Origin of the sequence: Azospirillum sp. B21, from assembly GCF_008364825.1 — a bacterium.
Taxonomy (GTDB): Bacteria; Pseudomonadota; Alphaproteobacteria; order Azospirillales; family Azospirillaceae; genus Azospirillum.
The window spans coordinates 127,866-143,426 of record NZ_VTTO01000002.1; the positions used below are offsets into that span (position 1 = coordinate 127,866).

At 69.2% G+C, this 15,561-nt stretch carries 9 protein-coding genes; 5 read left to right on the top strand and 4 right to left on the bottom strand.

Going from position 1 to position 15,561, the window contains the following annotated elements:
* Nucleotides 1-45: 45 nt before the first annotated feature.
* Nucleotides 46-3,768: a trifunctional transcriptional regulator/proline dehydrogenase/L-glutamate gamma-semialdehyde dehydrogenase gene (gene putA, locus FZ983_RS05405; RefSeq protein WP_149222565.1), complete on the top strand. Its 3,723-nt coding sequence runs from the start codon at nucleotides 46-48 to the stop codon at nucleotides 3,766-3,768.
* Nucleotides 3,769-3,839: 71 nt separating this feature from the next.
* Here putA and FZ983_RS05410 read toward each other — a convergent pair whose 3' ends face one another.
* Nucleotides 3,840-4,745, bottom strand: a complete 906-nt coding sequence (locus FZ983_RS05410; RefSeq protein ID WP_149222566.1) for a helix-turn-helix transcriptional regulator — start codon at nucleotides 4,743-4,745, stop codon at nucleotides 3,840-3,842.
* A 41-nt stretch (nucleotides 4,746-4,786) separates the two neighbouring features.
* A complete protein-coding gene (locus FZ983_RS05415) occupies nucleotides 4,787-5,602 on the bottom strand; it encodes an alpha/beta hydrolase (protein WP_149222567.1) in 816 nt (271 codons plus the stop codon).
* A 212-nt stretch (nucleotides 5,603-5,814) separates the two neighbouring features.
* On the opposite strand from FZ983_RS05415, the gene FZ983_RS05420 reads away from it, so the two are divergent.
* Nucleotides 5,815-6,966: an MFS transporter gene (locus FZ983_RS05420; protein ID WP_149222568.1), complete on the top strand. Its 1,152-nt coding sequence runs from the start codon at nucleotides 5,815-5,817 to the stop codon at nucleotides 6,964-6,966.
* On the opposite strand, the gene FZ983_RS05425 is transcribed toward FZ983_RS05420, so the two are convergent.
* Nucleotides 6,967-8,250: an alpha-glucosidase/alpha-galactosidase gene (locus tag FZ983_RS05425; RefSeq protein ID WP_149222569.1), complete on the bottom strand. Its 1,284-nt coding sequence runs from the start codon at nucleotides 8,248-8,250 to the stop codon at nucleotides 6,967-6,969.
* A gap of 210 nt (nucleotides 8,251-8,460) precedes the next feature.
* Between FZ983_RS05425 and FZ983_RS05430 the strand changes: the two genes are divergently transcribed.
* From FZ983_RS05430 to FZ983_RS05440, 3 genes are all read left to right on the top strand, one after another.
* Nucleotides 8,461-9,825, top strand: coding sequence for a GH1 family beta-glucosidase (locus FZ983_RS05430; RefSeq protein ID WP_149222570.1), 1,365 nt, complete (start codon nucleotides 8,461-8,463; stop codon nucleotides 9,823-9,825).
* A 101-nt stretch (nucleotides 9,826-9,926) separates the two neighbouring features.
* On the top strand, nucleotides 9,927-11,750 hold the full coding sequence (locus FZ983_RS05435) for an ABC transporter ATP-binding protein/permease (protein ID WP_247883595.1): 1,824 nt from the start codon (nucleotides 9,927-9,929) through the stop codon (nucleotides 11,748-11,750).
* A gap of 117 nt (nucleotides 11,751-11,867) precedes the next feature.
* On the top strand, nucleotides 11,868-12,575 hold the full coding sequence (locus FZ983_RS05440; RefSeq protein ID WP_343206336.1) for a Crp/Fnr family transcriptional regulator: 708 nt from the start codon (nucleotides 11,868-11,870) through the stop codon (nucleotides 12,573-12,575).
* A gap of 36 nt (nucleotides 12,576-12,611) precedes the next feature.
* Here FZ983_RS05440 and FZ983_RS05445 read toward each other — a convergent pair whose 3' ends face one another.
* On the bottom strand, nucleotides 12,612-15,287 hold the full coding sequence (locus FZ983_RS05445; protein ID WP_247883596.1) for a methyl-accepting chemotaxis protein: 2,676 nt from the start codon (nucleotides 15,285-15,287) through the stop codon (nucleotides 12,612-12,614).
* Between the last annotated feature and the right edge of the window lie 274 nt (nucleotides 15,288-15,561).

Genomic DNA, 15,561 nt, shown 5'->3' on the forward strand with positions numbered 1-15,561 from the left:
CCGCTCCACGCCCCCCCGACCAGAGCCAGCTACGCGATGAACCAGATGACCGACCCGAGCGTTGCCCCCGCCACCGAGCCGACCCTCTCCAGCGGAACCGGCCCCTTCGCCGCCTTCGCCCCCGTCGTTCGTCCGGCCGGTCCGCTGCGTCAGGCGATCACCGCCGCCTACCGCCGGCCGGAGCCGGACTGCGTGGCGTGGTTGGTGGAACAGGCGACGCTGCCGGCCGAGGTGACCGCGGCTGCGGCCCAGACCGCGCGGTCGCTGATCGCGGCGCTGCGCGCCAAGCCGCAGGGGCGCGGGGTGGAGGGGCTGATCCACGAATACAGCCTGTCCAGCCAGGAAGGCGTGGCGCTGATGTGCCTGGCGGAGGCGCTGCTGCGCATCCCCGACCGCGCCACCCGCGACGCGCTGATCCGCGACAAGATCGCCGGCGGCGACTGGCGCGCCCATCTCGGCAACAGCCCGTCGCTGTTCGTCAACGCCGCCACCTGGGGGCTGCTGGTCACGGGCAAGGTCACGGGTGTGTTGGGCGACGGCTTCGGCGGCGAGCAGGCCCTGTCCTCCGCGCTGACCAAGCTGATCCTGCGCGGCGGCGAACCGCTGATCCGCCGCGGCGTCGATATGGCCATGCGGATGATGGGCGAGCAGTTCGTTACCGGCCAGACCATCGACGAGGCGCTGTCCAACAGCCGCAAGATGGAGGCCGAGGGTTTCCGCTATTCCTATGACATGCTGGGGGAGGCGGCGACGACCGCCGCCGACGCCGACCGCTATTACGCCGACTATGAGAAGGCGATCCACGCCATCGGCAAGGCTTCGGCCGGGCGTGGCATCTATGACGGCCCCGGCATCTCGATCAAGCTGTCGGCCCTGCACCCGCGCTATTCCCGTGCCCAGGCGGACCGGGTGATGGCGGAGCTGCTGCCGCGCGTCACCGAGCTGGCCCGGCTGGCCCGCCGCTACGACATCGGCCTGAACATCGACGCCGAGGAGGCCGACCGGCTGGAGCTGTCGCTCGACCTGCTGGAATCGCTGTGCTTCGACCCGGATCTGAAGGGCTGGAACGGCATTGGCTTCGTCGTGCAGGCCTATGGCAAGCGCTGCCCCTATGTCATCGACTTCGTCGTCGATCTGGCCCGGCGCAGCGGCCACCGGCTGATGGTGCGTCTGGTGAAGGGCGCCTATTGGGACAGCGAGATCAAGCGCGCCCAGGTCGATGGTCTGGAGGACTTCCCAGTCTATACCCGCAAGCTGCACACCGACGTGTCCTATGCAGCCTGCGCCCGCCGGCTGCTGTCGGCGCCCGACGCGGTGTTCCCGCAGTTCGCCACCCACAATGCCCAGACGCTGGCGACCATCTACCGGATGGCCGCGCACCTGAACGGCGAGTTCAAGGTCGGCCAGTACGAGTTCCAGTGCCTGCACGGCATGGGCGAGCCGCTGTACAAGGAGGTGGTCGGTCCGCTGAAGCGGCCCTGCCGCGTCTATGCCCCGGTCGGCACGCACGAGACCCTGCTGGCCTATCTGGTCCGCCGCCTGCTGGAAAACGGCGCCAACAGCTCCTTCGTCAACCGCATCGCCGACAAGAGCGTGTCGATCGACGATCTGGTCGCCGACCCGGTGGCGCAGGCCCGCGCCGCCCTGCCGGTGGGCGAGAAGAATCCTCTGATCGCCCTGCCCAAGGATCTCTTTGGGGCGGAGCGGGCGAACTCCGCCGGCCTCGACCTGTCAAACGAAACCACGCTGGCCGACCTGTCCGCCGCGCTGCGCGACAGCGCCGCCATCGCCTGGACCGCCGCTCCGCTGCTGGCGGATGGCGAGCGCCGGGGTAAAGCCGAGCCGGTGCTGAACCCGGCCGACCATCGGGACGTCGTTGGGCAATGCGTCGAAGCCACTCCGGCCGACATTGCCGACGCTTTCCTGTTTGCCGAGGCGGCGGCACCGGTCTGGGCGGCCACCCCGCCGGCCCAGCGCGCCGCCTGCCTGTTCCGTGCCGCCGACGAGATGCAGGCGCGCATGCCGACCCTGCTCGGCCTCATCATCCGCGAGGCCGGCAAATCCACCGCCAACGCCATCGCCGAGGTGCGCGAGGCCATCGACTTCCTGCGCTATTACGGCGCCCGGGTCCGCGACGGCTTCGGCAACGACACCCATCTGCCGCTGGGGCCGGTGGTCTGCATCAGCCCGTGGAACTTCCCGCTCGCCATCTTCTCCGGTCAGGTCGCCGCGGCGCTGGCCGCCGGCAACCCGGTGCTGGCCAAGCCGGCAGAGGAAACCCCGCTGGTTGCGGCGGAAGCGGTTCGCATCCTGCGCGCCGCCGGCGTGCCCGCCGGTGCGGTGCAACTGGTGCCCGGTGCCGGTCAGGTCGGCGCGGCGCTGGTCGGCCATGCCGGCACCCGCGCGGTGATGTTCACCGGCTCCACCGAGGTGGCCCGCCTGATCCAGCGCCAGCTGGCCGAACGGCTGTCGCCGGACGGCGCACCGATCCCGCTGATCGCCGAGACCGGCGGCCAGAATGCCATGATCGTCGACAGCTCCGCCCTGGCCGAGCAGGTGGTCGGCGACGTCGTCGCGTCGGCCTTCGACAGCGCCGGGCAGCGCTGCTCGGCCCTGCGCATCCTCTGCCTGCAGGAGGATGTGGCGGACCGCACGCTGACCATGCTGAAGGGCGCGATGCGGGAGCTGCGCATCGGCAGCCCGGACCGTCTGGCCATCGACGTTGGCCCGGTCATCACCGCGGAAGCGCGTGACGGCATCGCCCGCCACATCGAGGCGATGCGGGCCAAGGGCCGCCGGGTGGAGTCGCTGCCGCTGCCGGCGGAGACCGCCAACGGCACCTTCGTGGCGCCGACGATCATCGAGATCAATGGCATTGCCGACCTGGAGCGCGAAGTGTTCGGCCCGGTCCTGCATGTCCTGCGCTTCCGCCGCGACGATCTCGACCGGCTGGTCGATGCCATCAACGGCACCGGCTATGGCCTGACCTTCGGCCTGCACACCCGCATCGACGCCACCATCGACCGGGTGACCAGCCGGATCGAGGCCGGCAACCTGTACGTCAACCGCAACACCATCGGTGCAGTGGTGGGCGTACAGCCCTTCGGCGGCCACGGCCTGTCCGGTACCGGCCCGAAGGCCGGCGGTCCGCTGTACCTGTCGCGTCTGCTGTCCGTACGTCCGTGTCTCGACCTGGGCTTGCGCGGCAGCGACGCCGTACGTGCGGCGGCTCACCTCCTTGCAGACTGGCTGTCCGACCAGGGCAAGGCGGACATCGCCACCGACGTGCGGACACTGGCGAAGCGCTCCCCTGTCGGCGGCAGCGTCGAACTGGCCGGCCCGGTGGGTGAAAGCAACGTCTACAGCCTGATCCCGCGCGGCCGCATCCTGCTGCTGCCGCAGACGGAGGACGGGCTGTACCGCCTGCTGGGGGCGGCGCTCGCCACCGGCAACGAGGTGGTGGTGGATGGCGACGGCGCCGTCACCGCCGGCTTGAAGACTCTGCCGGCGGAGCTTGCCGCACGTGTTCGGGTGAGCGCGAACTGGCTGTCCTTCGGCGCCTTGGCCGGTGCGCTGGTGGAGGGCGATTCCGCCCGCCTGCTGGCCGCCAGCCGCCGTATCGCCGAACTGCCCGGCCCCATCATCCTGACCCAGGGCATGCCGCCCGGCGGCGAAGGGGTGGAGATCGCCTGGCTGATGAACGAGCGCTCGCTCAGCACCAACACCACCGCGGCCGGCGGCAACGCCAGCCTCGTGGCGATGAGCTGAGGGTTTGTAGGGGGAAATCCCCCTCTCCCCCCCGGGGAGAGGGTCGGGGTGAGGGGGGATGCACAGCGTGGCTATCCCGAAAATCCTCGCCGCGCTCTCCCCCTCACCCTAACCCTCTCCCCGGGGGGAGAGGGGATCTCAGCAAGCGCCCGCCGCAGCCTGTCCGCCGTTTCGGCATCGGCCGGAAAGAACGCCTCGATCGCCAGTTCCGACAGGGTTACGTCGACCGCCGTTCCGAAGACCGTGGTCGTGCTGAACAGGCTCAGCAAACCGAAGGACGTGTGCAGGCGCAAGGGCACAACCACGTCGGGATGGTGCCCTTCCACGCCGCCGTCAGCACGAGCGGCGGAGGGCGGGGCTGAATAGCCCTGCAACTCGTTGCGCAAGGCCACCAGCGTCGCATCGGCGCTCGCCTCGATCTGACGGGTCAGGCGGCACAGCACATGCTCGTGCCATTGCGCCCAGTTGCCGATGCGGCCGGCCAGCCCGTCGGGATGCAGGCTGAGGCGCAGGACGTTGACCGGCGGGGTCAGCAGTTCGGCCGAAACCCCTTCCAGCAGCGGCGCCACCGCCCGGTTTGCTGCAAGAAGGTGCCAATGCCGGTCCACCGCCAGCGCCGGGAAGGGTTCGTGCCCCGTCAGCACGAGGTCGACCGCCTTGCGCGCCGCCTCCATCGCCGGGTTGTCCAGGCTGTGTTCGCTGTAGACCGGGGCGAAACCGGCGGCGACCAGCAGCGCGTTACGGTCCCGCAGCGGCACGTCCAGCCGTTCGGCCAGATGGATCAGCATGCCGCGGCTCGGCTGCGAGCGGCCGGTCTCAAGAAAGCTCACATGCCGGGTGGAAATGTCGGCCTCGCAGGCGAGGTCGAGCTGGCTGAGGCCGCGGCGCTGGCGCCAGGACCGCAGCAGGGCGCCGATCGGCGGCGGGGCCGGAGCCCTGCCGTTGCGCGCGGTGGTCTGAGGAGTGTCACGGGGCATGGGACTTGGCTCCGAACCCATATTGACGGCTATCGTTGCCGTCATCCGCGGGCGAAGGCCAGCAGTTCCGCGTTGAATCGGTCGCGATTGGTGAGGAACAGGCCGTGCGGAGCCCCCTCATAGAGCGACAGGGCGGCATTCGGCATCAGCGCCACCGTGCGCCGGGCGAGTGACAGCGGGGTGGTCACGTCGCGGTCGCCATTCACGACCAGGGTGGGCACGGCGATGGCCGGCAACTCCTCTCGGAAATCGGCCGAGGTGATGGCGCGGTGGCACTCCAGCAAGGCCTTCAGCGAGGATTGCAGCGCCATCCCGGTGACCCATCCCTTCATCTCCGCCGTTGTTTCTTCGTTCACGAATGGATCGATGTTGTCGCCGAGCCATTTGGGGAAGTCGCGCAGCAGCTGTTCCGACCGGAAGGTTTCGAACGATGCCGGGTCTACGCCGTCGGGATTGTCGTCGGTTTTCGCCATCAGCGGCGTGATGGTGCCCACCATCACCACGCCCTTTACCCGCCCGGCGCCGTGGCGGGTCAGGTAGCGCACGATCTCGCCCGTCGCCATCGAATGGCCGACCAGCGTCACGTCCCGCAAATCCAGCCCGTCCATCAGGGCGGCGATGTCGTCGGCCAGCCGGTCGAAGCCGTAGCCGGACCGCGACTCGTCCGACCGGCCATGGCCGCGGCGGTCGAAGGCGATGCAGCGGCATCCCTGCTCGGACAGCGGGGCCATCTGATAGGCCCAGGCGTCAGAGGTCAGCGACCAGCTCGACACGAACAGGATGGGGCGGGCACCTTCTTCGCCGCCCCAATCGCGATAGAACAGGCGCACGCCGTCGTCGGTCCGAATGAAGCCCATGATTTCCTTGCTCCCTTGTCGATCCGCCGGATTGTCCCGGCGAACCCAGGATCGCCCGGCCGGGGGACCTGAATCGATTACGTGCCAGGTAATGTCGTACACGAATGATCCCGTGGCGCACGCATGCCTGCCATCACGGTCGCACTGCGGTACGCCTGCGGCCGATCCGGTTAAGGTCTTGAACCTTCATCGCCGCCGTTCGGGGGCCATCCATGCGTCTCATCTTCCTGCTCGGCCTCGCCGGGTTCGCCAGCGCCTTTTCCCTGCGCACCACCGATCCGATGCTGACGCTGATTGCCGACGACCTCGGAGTGACGGTGCGGCAGGCGGCGCTGCTGGCGTCGGCCTACACGCTGCCCTTTGCGCTGATGCAGATCGTGCTGGGACCGGTCGGCGACGCCATCGGCAAGTCACGGCTGGTGCGGCTGGCGCTGGCCCTGCTGACGGTCGGGCTGGCGCTGTCCACCATCGCGCCGACCTACGGCACGGTGATGGCCGGGCGCATCCTGGCCGGGGCGTTCGCCGGAGGCGTCGTTCCGGTCTCGATGGCGCTGATCGGCGACCGCGTGCCCTATGAGGAGCGCCAGATCGCCATCAGCCGCTTTCTGCTGGCGGTGATCCTTGGGCAGATGTCGGGGTCCGCCGTGTCGGGTGCGCTGGCCGAGGCCTTCGGCTGGCGCATGGTGTTCGGCCTGTCGACCGGCCTGACCGCGCTGGTCTGCGTCGCCGCCCTGATCGGGCTCGCGCGCGAGGTTGAGACGCGCTCCCCTCTGTCGGTCGCGGATGCGCAGCGGCGCTACGCCACCGTGCTGACCAACCCGGCCTCGCTGATCGTCTTCGCCACGGTGGCGGCGGAAGGGCTGCTGATCTTCGGCGTCTTCCCCTTCGTGGCGCCGGTGCTGATCGAACATGGCGCGGCCGGCGCCTTCGAGGCCGGGCTGACCCTCGCCGCCTTCGCCATCGGCGGTGTCATCTACAGCGCGGTGGTGCGGCGAATGATCGCCTCGCTCGGCCAATGGGGCATGATGAAGGCCGGCGGTCTGGCGGCGGGGCTGGCCTATCTGGTCATCGCCTTCCCGGTGCCCTGGCCGGTGGTGAGCCTCGCCTTCCTGGTCGCCGGCTTCGGCTTCTACATGCTGCACAACACCATGCAGACCCAGGCGACGGAGCTGGCGCCGACCGCCCGCGGGTCGGCGCTGGCCCTGTTCGCGTCGAGCTTCTTCATCGGCCAGGGGATCGGGCCGGTTCTTTACGGCTTCATTTCCACCCACACCGGCTTCGGGCCGCTGTTCCTCGGCGTCGGCGCGCTGACCGCCGGGCTGGGCTTCGCCTCGGCCCGGCTGATCCGGTGCGGGCGGGTGTAGTCAGAGGCACGCCCGGATATAGGGCCGGTTCGCCTCCCACAGCTCGTCCAGGATGGCGACGGCGGCGGTGCTGGAGTTGATGACGGGGTCGATCAGCAGGGCCTGCAGCGCCAGTTCCTTCGACCCGTGCAGCGCCGCCTCCACCGACAATTGCTGCACGTTGGCCTGGACCGACAGCAGCTTGACGATGCCGTCGGGCAGTCGGCCGAGCGAGATCGGGTGGATGCCGGCGGCGTCTGCCACCAGCGGAACCTCCACCGCCAGCTCGTCGGGCAGGCCGGGGATGACGCCGCGGTTGATGACGATGCCGCTCTCGATGAAGCGCTTCTGGTTGTGCAGTTGGCCGGCGATCACCGCCACCGCCCGCTCGCCCCAGGACGGCTTGGTCCAGTCGTCGGGGATCGGCTTGCTGCCGTCGATGACGCCGTCCATCAGGTCGCGCAGGATGACGCGGCCTTCCTCGTCGTGTTTGAAGTCGAAACCGTGCTCGCCGGCCTCCCAGCCATAGGGCAGGAACTCGCCGGTGTGGTCGTCGCTGGGCGTGACCCAGAGGCCGAAGGCATGGAACAGGCGCCGCGCCAGCGGGGTGAAGGACGGGTCGTGCGTCGCCTCCCTCTCGCGCAGCAGGGGGTAGAGGTCGCGCCCCGTCGCCTTTTCGCGAATGGCGGTCAGCCATTGGAAATGGTTCAGCCCGGCGCCCCAGACATCCACCTCCTTCTCGGCCATGCCCAGGATCTGGCAGATGAACCAGCGCGCCAGGAAGATGCCGTGGCAGAGCCCCAGCGTCCGCACGGTTGTGCAGCGCGACAGGCCCAGCACGATGCGGCTTTCCGGGTTCGACAGGTTGATGAACAGGGCGTCCGGGCAGATCGCCTCGACGTCGCGGACGATGTCGACGATCAGCGGCAGGGTGCGCAGCGTGAAGAACAGCCCGCCGGGACCGCCGTTCTCGCCCAGCGTGTGGCGGATGCCGTGCTTCTTCGGCACCTCGAAATCCAGCTTCCACAGCCGGTTGCGGTCGATGGCGATGGCGCACAGCACGAAGCCGGCGCCCTGCAGTGCCGCCTTGCGGTCGGTGGTCTTCTCGATGGTGATGCCGGCGTCCCCATGGCGGTTCATCACCTCGGCCAGAGCCGCCATGCGGTCGAGCGCTTCCACGTTGGTGTCGACCAGCGTCAGGGTGCTGCCGGCCAGTTCGGTGGTGGAGAACAGATCCTGGAACAGGCTGAGCCCGAAGGCGGCGCTGCCGGCTCCGATGAAGACGATCTTGGTGGTGTTGGGCATGGTGGTTTTCCTCCGTATTCGGAGCGGCTGGGCGCCGTCTTGTGGGAACAGGCTACGCCCTTCGGACAGGTCCGCACAGTGCTTGCGTGCAATCGCCCGCGGCTGCGCCACCGCGTCGCGCCATGCCTGATCGCGTGCTTGTCCCATGGCGAAGGGCGGCCGGCTGGGGCATGCTTGGGAAAACGGACCATCCCTGTGGGAGGAATAAGAATGGACAGCTTCAGCCAGCCCGTGTCCCAGGCCGCCGATGCCAAGCCGCTGAGTTTTCCGCCGGATTTCCGCTGGGGTGCGTCCACCGCATCCTACCAGATCGAAGGGGCGGTGGCGGAGGACGGGCGCGGCCCTTGCGTGTGGGATACCTTCACCGCTGATGGACGCATCATGGACGGCAGCAGCGCCGCCGTCGCCTGCGACCATTACCACCGCTTTCCGGAAGACATCGCGCTGATGAAGGCGGCGGGCTTCGACAGCTACCGCTTTTCCATCGCTTGGCCGCGCATCCTGCCGACGGGAACCGGGGCGGTGGAGACGCGCGGCCTCGATTTCTACGACCGGCTGGTCGATGCGCTGCTGGAGGCGGGGATCACGCCGATGGCCTGCCTCTATCATTGGGACCTGCCGCAGCCGCTGGAGGATGCCGGCGGCTGGCAGGGGCGGGAGATCGTCGGACCCTTCGCCGATTATGCCCGTATCGTCACCGCGCGGCTGGCCGACCGGGTCAAGACCTGGATGATGCTGAACGAGCCGAACGTGGTCGCCATCTTCGGCTATGGCGTAGGGGAGCATGCCCCCGGCCACAAGCTGGGCGAACAGGGCATCCTGCGGGCTCTGCACCACCAGAATCTGGCGCAGGGAGCGGCGTTGCGCGCCATCGCGGCCGAGCATTCCGGCCTGACGCTGGGCACCGTCCTGAACCTGCAGCCCGCGGTTCCCGACAGCGACCGGCCGGAGGATGCCGCCGCCGCCGCCCGCTGGGACGCCGTGTGGAACCGGGTCGCGCTGGACGGGCTGATGCGGGGGCAGATCCCGGCGCTGCTGGCCGACAAGATGGCGGATTTCGTGCAGCCCGGCGACGAGGAGGCGATCCGTTATCCAATCGACCTGCTGGGGATCAACTACTACTCCCGCATGACGATGAAGCATGAGGAGGGGCGGCCCTTCGACGTCGGCTGGGGCGAGGCGCAGTGCCGGCGCTGGACCGGCATGGCCTGGCCGGTGCAGCCGGAGGGGCTGTACGACCTGCTGACCGAGCTCCGCACCGATTACGGCAATCCCGCCGTCTACATCGCGGAGAACGGCTGCGCCTATGACGACGTGGTGACGCCGGACGGCCAGATCCACGATGCGGAGCGGGTGCTGTTCTACCGCGAGCATCTGGAATCGGTGGCGCAGGCGCTGGCCGACGGCTGCAACGTCAAGGGCTATCTGTGCTGGAGCCTGCTGGACAATTTCGAATGGGCCTTCGGCCTGTCGAAGCGGTTCGGCATCGTGCGCGTCGATTACGACACGCTGAAACGCACGCCGAAGGACAGCTACCGCTTCCTCGCCGAGGTTGTGAGAACCGGGAGGCTTTAAGCCTTTCTTCGCCCCTGCCCCTGTACTTTTGTCCGAGCGCGTCCTATTCGTTAGTAATACGGACGGTGAGGGATTGAGGGCGGAGGCCCGGGATGGCCGACATGACCGACGATAGAGGCGCCAAAACCGGCGACACCAAAACCGGTGACACCAAAATCGGTGACGGGGCACCCGGCTTCGCCCGCCGCTTCCTCCGGCTGGCGGGCGGTTACTGGCATGGGCGGTCGCGGGTGACCGTCTGGGCGCTGACCGTGGCGCTGTTCGTGCTGACGATCGGACAGGTGTCGGTCCCGGTCCTGATCAATCTATGGAGCGAGCGGCTGTTCGATGCGCTCGAACAGCGCTCCATGGACCGTTTCCTGACGATGATCGGTCTGGTCGGGCTGATCATCGTCTACAACATCGTCATCGTCGTGCTGCATCTGCGGGTGAAGCGCCGGCTGCAGATGGGCTGGCGCGACTGGCTGACGCGCAAGCTGCTGGAGGACTGGCTGCGCCGCGGCCGCCACCACCAGATCGCCTATATGCCGGGCGAACACGACAACCCCGACGGCCGCATCGCCGAGGACATCCGCATCACCGCGGAAATGGCGATCGACCTGGGCCATTCGCTGACCTACTGCGCTCTGCTTCTGATCAGCTTCACCAACATCCTGTGGATGCTGTCGGGCACGCTGTCCGTCACCCTGTTCGGAACCGAGCTGTCGGTGCCGGGCCATCTGCTGTTCGTGGCGCTGCTCTATGCCGCCATGGGCACGACCATCGCCATGCTGATCGGCCAGCCGCTGGTCACTGCAGTCAACCGGCGCCAGGGTTATGAGGCGGATTTCCGCTTCGCGCTTGCCCGCATCCGCGAGAACGGCCAGACCATCGCACTGCTGCATGGGGAATCGGCCGAGCGAGGGCATCTCGCCTCGCTGTTCGGCGGGGTGGTGCGCGGCTGGACCGGGCAGACCCGCGCGCTCAGCCACATGATGGTGTTCAGCGCCAGCTATTCGGTGCTGTCGGCCGCCTTCCCGATCCTGGTCGCCGCCCCGCGCTACATCGCCGGGACCATCTCGCTGGGCGTGCTGATGCAGACGGCGCAGGCCTTCCAGCAGACGGTCGGTGCGCTGTCCTGGCCGATCGACAACCTGCCGCGCGTCGCCGAATGGCGCGCGTCGGTGGAGCGCGTGCTGAACCTGCACGACGCGCTGGTGCGGCTGGACCGCGATGTCTGCGACGTGCCGGACGGCCACATCCAGGTCGTGCGCTCCGAAGAGCACCACACGCTGACCTTCAGCGGCGTCGCCATCGACGAACCGAACGGCACGGCCGTCGTCCATGCCTTCGACCTGGAGGTCCGCCCAGGCGACCGGGTGCTGATCGGCGGCGATGCGACGGCGACCATCCGCCTGTTCCGTGCCGTGGCGGGCGTCTGGCCGTGGGGCAGCGGGCGCATCACCCTGCCGGCCCACACCCGCGTCTTCTTCATGCCGGAACGCCCCTATCTGCCGCATGACAGCCTGCGCGCGGTGCTGGCATATCCCGGCCCGGCCTCGTCGGTGGCGGACGACCGGGCGGCCGAGGCGCTGGTCAGCGTCGGGTTGCCCGATCTGGTCGACCGGCTGGACAGCACCGACCGCTGGGACGAGGTGCTGTCGGTGCCCGAGCGCCAGCGGCTGGGCTTCGCCCGGCTGCTGATCCGCCGTCCCGACTGGATTTTCCTGGAGGACGCCACCGACAGCCTCGATCCCCCGGCGGAGGAGGAGTTGCTGACGCTGATGGAGCGGGAGTTGCCGAACGCGACCCTGCTGACCATCGGCCACCATGTGGGGCTCGACGCCCATCACAGCCGCAAGCTGATCCTGGAACGCACCAACGGCGCCGTCACCCTGCGCGAGGAGGCGCGCGAAACCCAGCCGGTGACGGAGAGCGTGGCGTGATCGTTCCCCCATGCGGGCGTTGATCGCCGCATCCTTGGAACGTATCCAAAAAGCTGCCACACTGCCCGGCGACCACCGTTCGTACCCACAGCATCGTCGCCCCGCAAAACCATGGACATGAGCGTGAAGAAGACCAGCATCAACGCGGCGTGGCGGGGGCTGGCGAACTGCCGGGGGTGCGGCATCAGGGAATCCGCGCTTTTCGCCGATCTGACCGAATCCGATTTCAACCTGATCCACCTGCCCATCGACGAAATGACGGTGGCGCCGGGGGCGGCGCTCTACCATGTCGGCGACGAGCCGACGGCCCTCTTCACCGTGCGCGGCGGGCTGGTGAAGCTGGTGCAGTATCTGCCCAACGGCGGCCAGCGCATCGTCCGGCTCCTGCGCACCGGGGATACCGCCGGGCTGGAGGCGGCGCTGGGCGAACCCTATCGCCACACCGCCATCGCCATTCATCCGGTCCTGACCTGCCGCATCCCCCGTGCCGTGATCCAGCGCCTGTCGGAGGAGACGCAGCACCTGCACCAGCAGTTGATGCGGCGCTGGCATCAGGCGGTGGAACGCGCCGACGCCTTTCTGGTGGAACTCGGCACCGGCAGCGCGCGGGCGCGGGTCGCCCGGCTGTTCCTGACCCTGGTGGACGACCACGGTGAATGCGACTTTTTCGGGCGGGAGGATGTCGGCGCCGTGCTGGGCATCACCACCGAGACCGCCAGCCGCGTCGTCGCCGAACTGAAGCGGCAGGGTCTGCTGAACGAGATGCGGCCTAACCGCTTCCACTGCAATGTGGACGCCCTGCGGGACCTGGCGGACGGGCCGTAGCCCGCCCTCCACCCCCCGGCCTCCGAACCGGCGGCGTCAGGCCGCCCGCATCTCTCCGACCAGCGCATCGACCTGACCGGACAGGGTCCGCAACTGGCCCTGCACGGTGGAGGAGGCCGACAGAACGCGGTTGGCGGATTCGCCCGATTCCCGCGCGGCGTCGGCGACGGAGTCGATGTTGCCGCGGACATGCTGGGTGCTGTCCGCCGCCTCGCCGACATTGCGGGCGATCTCGCGGGTGGCGGCACTCTGCTGCTCCACCGCGGCGGCGATGGTGGCGGCGATCTCGTTCACCTCGCGGATGGTGCCGGCGATGGAGCGGATGGCGTCCACCGCCTCCTGCGTCACCGACTGCATCGCGGCGATCTGGGCGGAGATGTCCTCCGTCGCCTTGGCGGTCTGGGTGGCGAGCCCCTTCACCTCGCTGGCGACCACGGCGAAGCCCTTGCCGGCCTCCCCGGCGCGGGCCGCTTCGATGGTGGCGTTGAGCGCCAGCAGGTTGGTTTGGCCGGCGATGGACTGGATCAGCCCGACCACCTCGCCGATGCGGCCGGCGGTCTGGGCCAGCCCTTCCACCGTGCGGTCGGTCCGCTCCGCCTCCTCCGCCGCCTTGCGGGCGATCTGGCTGGAGGCGTGGACCTGGGTGCCGATCTCCTGGATAGAGGCCGACAGCTCCTCCGTCGCGGCGGCGACCGCCTTGACGTTGCCTTCGGCCTGCTGGGAACTGCCGGCGGCGGTCGTCGCCTCCCCGGCGGTCAGGTCGGCGCTGCGGGTCATGCGTTCGGCCATGTCCTGCATCTCGCCGGCGGCCTGGGCCACGCGATCCAGCACGCCGCGAACGCTGGTCTCGAAATTCTCCGCCATCTCGACCATGGCGCGGCGGCGCTCGCCGGCGGCACGGCCGCGTTCGGCCTCGGCGCGGGCGTTGGCTTCGCGGGCGGCGTTGGCGGTGTCGCGGAAGACCATCAGCGCGCGGGTCATGTCGCCGATCTCGTCGGTGCCGGCGGCGGGGATGGAAGCGTTCAGGTCGCCGGCGGCGATGGCCCGCATGGCATCGGACAGCGCGCTGAGGCGGGCGACGATGTGGCGCCCCACCACCAGCCAGGCCAGCGCCACCGCGCCGACCAGACTGCCGACGGCGAACAGGATCAGCATGTTTCGGCCGGCGGCGATGGTGCCGTCGGTGCCGGCGACGGCGGCCTTGGCCTCGTCCCGCATGGCGGCGATCTGGCGGTCGACGGTGGCGGCGAAGCTCTGGGACAGCAGGCGGTTCTCCGCCAGGACCCGGCCGGTGTCGGCCACGGCCGCCAGTTCGGCCCGGCGCAGGGCGACGATGCCGTCCTCCCCCCGGCCGAAGGCGGCCAGCGCCTTGGCCAGGGCGGTGATCACCGCGTTGCCGGCGGCATCCTCGGCGCCTTCGCCCTTATCGGTATCCGCCAGCTTGACGATGCGCTGGTCGAGCGCGATGGCCTCGGTGATGAAGCGCTTTTCCAGCAGAGCCAGCCGGGCGGCGTCGGCGGCCTGCGCCGCTTCGTTCAGCGCACCGGCCAGGGCGGTGCCGTGGGTCGACAGTTCCAGATGGGTGCGGAAGCGGTCCAGGCCGGGGCCCAGCAGGTCCTGCGTCGCCTCCTGGATGCGGGAGCGGACGTCGAAACTGGTGCGCTTGATGTCGCTCTGCACCTTGCGCAGCGGCGCCTTCAGCCCGTCGAGCAAGCCGGCCGCCTGCGCCCGTGCCGCGCCCAGCCTTTCCGCCAGCCGCCGGTCGACCGCCCCGCCGCTGTTCTCGCCGCTGTTTCCGGTGCCGTCCAGCGCCGCCCGGCGCAGTTCGAAGACATTGTCCTTGCCGTATCCGAAGAGGAACAGCGTGTCGATCTTCCCCGCCATGTCCGCCGGCAGCCGGTCGCCCAGCGTGCCGAGCGTGCCCGTCACCTGGGAAGAGGCTTCCAGATAGGCCTGCTGCAGCTCGCCGATGGTCTTGCCGTCCGGCGCGGTGCCGGACCGGTTCATGGCGTCGAGCGCCGACGCGATGCCGCCGCGCAGGTCGTAGAGCGCGATCATCGACCGCACCGCATCCGACAGCTCCCCCATGTCGCGGTCGGTTCCGCCGTCCAGCGCCATGCCCTTGTCCTGCAGGGATTGTCCGGCGCCCTCCACCAGCGGCGCCAGCGTCTTGAGGAAGCCGTCATAGGCCTGGGCCAGCTTGGCCGACGCAGCCTCGCGCCGGTCGCGCAGCGACAGGCGGGCGGCGACCCCGTCATTGACGCGGTCCAGCGTCGCGATCAGGGCGTTGCCGGTGTCCCGCACCTCCGACAGCAGCGGGTCCTGCGGGCGGCGGGCGGCCAGTTCGTCGACCAGCGCCAGGAAGGCGCGGGAGCGTTCGCGCGTTTCGGCCTGGATGCGCTCGCGTTCCTCCTGGCTTCCGGCACCGTCCAGGGTCGGGGCGGCGGTGGCGATGCGGCTGCTTTCGCCGGCCAGCCGGGTCGCCAGTTCCATCTCCGGCAGGCTGGTGTCGGCGAGCTGCTTCATCGGCTGTTCGACGGCGGAAAAGGACATCAGCCCGACGGCGCTGGCCGCCACCGTCATCGCCGCCATGCCGGCGAAGGCCAGCAGAAGCTTCGCCCGCACGCCGAGACGGCGCCGGTTGCCCGGAATTGGATTGCTGCCGGACGGTCCTGAAACATGCTGTGGGAGGGCAGGTGCGGCGGTGGACATGGCGTCGGGTCCCCTCGGGGCGGGTGTGATCGCTGTCACCCGGAGGCGGCGGCTGCGCTCCACCCGGGTGCCGGCGGCTCCCATCGGCCGCAAGTCTGCATTGTCTGCAATCTTGGTTCTGCAAGTACCAAGAGGTTCTTGCGGCGATCGGTCACACCGGCTCTTGCATGGTTTTCGACTGGGGAATTTCCCGTCAATCAAATTTCCACTCACAGGAAAAGAGATTACAGGACGTTCCATCATATGGAATGTTTGCGCCGCCGGAGCGGAAAAA

Excerpts from the sequence above, each read along its gene's own strand:
- putA (WP_149222565.1), top strand. The coding sequence starts at position 46 with ATGACCGACCCGAGCGTTGCCCCCGCCACCGAGCCGACCCTCTCCAGC.
- FZ983_RS05410 (WP_149222566.1), bottom strand. The coding sequence starts at position 4,745 with ATGCCCCGTGACACTCCTCAGACCACCGCGCGCAACGGCAGGGCTCCG.
- FZ983_RS05415 (WP_149222567.1), bottom strand. The coding sequence starts at position 5,602 with ATGGGCTTCATTCGGACCGACGACGGCGTGCGCCTGTTCTATCGCGAT.
- FZ983_RS05420 (WP_149222568.1), top strand. The coding sequence starts at position 5,815 with ATGCGTCTCATCTTCCTGCTCGGCCTCGCCGGGTTCGCCAGCGCCTTT.
- FZ983_RS05425 (WP_149222569.1), bottom strand. The coding sequence starts at position 8,250 with ATGCCCAACACCACCAAGATCGTCTTCATCGGAGCCGGCAGCGCCGCC.
- FZ983_RS05430 (WP_149222570.1), top strand. The coding sequence starts at position 8,461 with ATGGACAGCTTCAGCCAGCCCGTGTCCCAGGCCGCCGATGCCAAGCCG.
- FZ983_RS05435 (WP_247883595.1), top strand. The coding sequence starts at position 9,927 with ATGACCGACGATAGAGGCGCCAAAACCGGCGACACCAAAACCGGTGAC.
- FZ983_RS05440 (WP_343206336.1), top strand. The coding sequence starts at position 11,868 with ATGAGCGTGAAGAAGACCAGCATCAACGCGGCGTGGCGGGGGCTGGCG.
- FZ983_RS05445 (WP_247883596.1), bottom strand. The coding sequence starts at position 15,287 with ATGTCCACCGCCGCACCTGCCCTCCCACAGCATGTTTCAGGACCGTCC.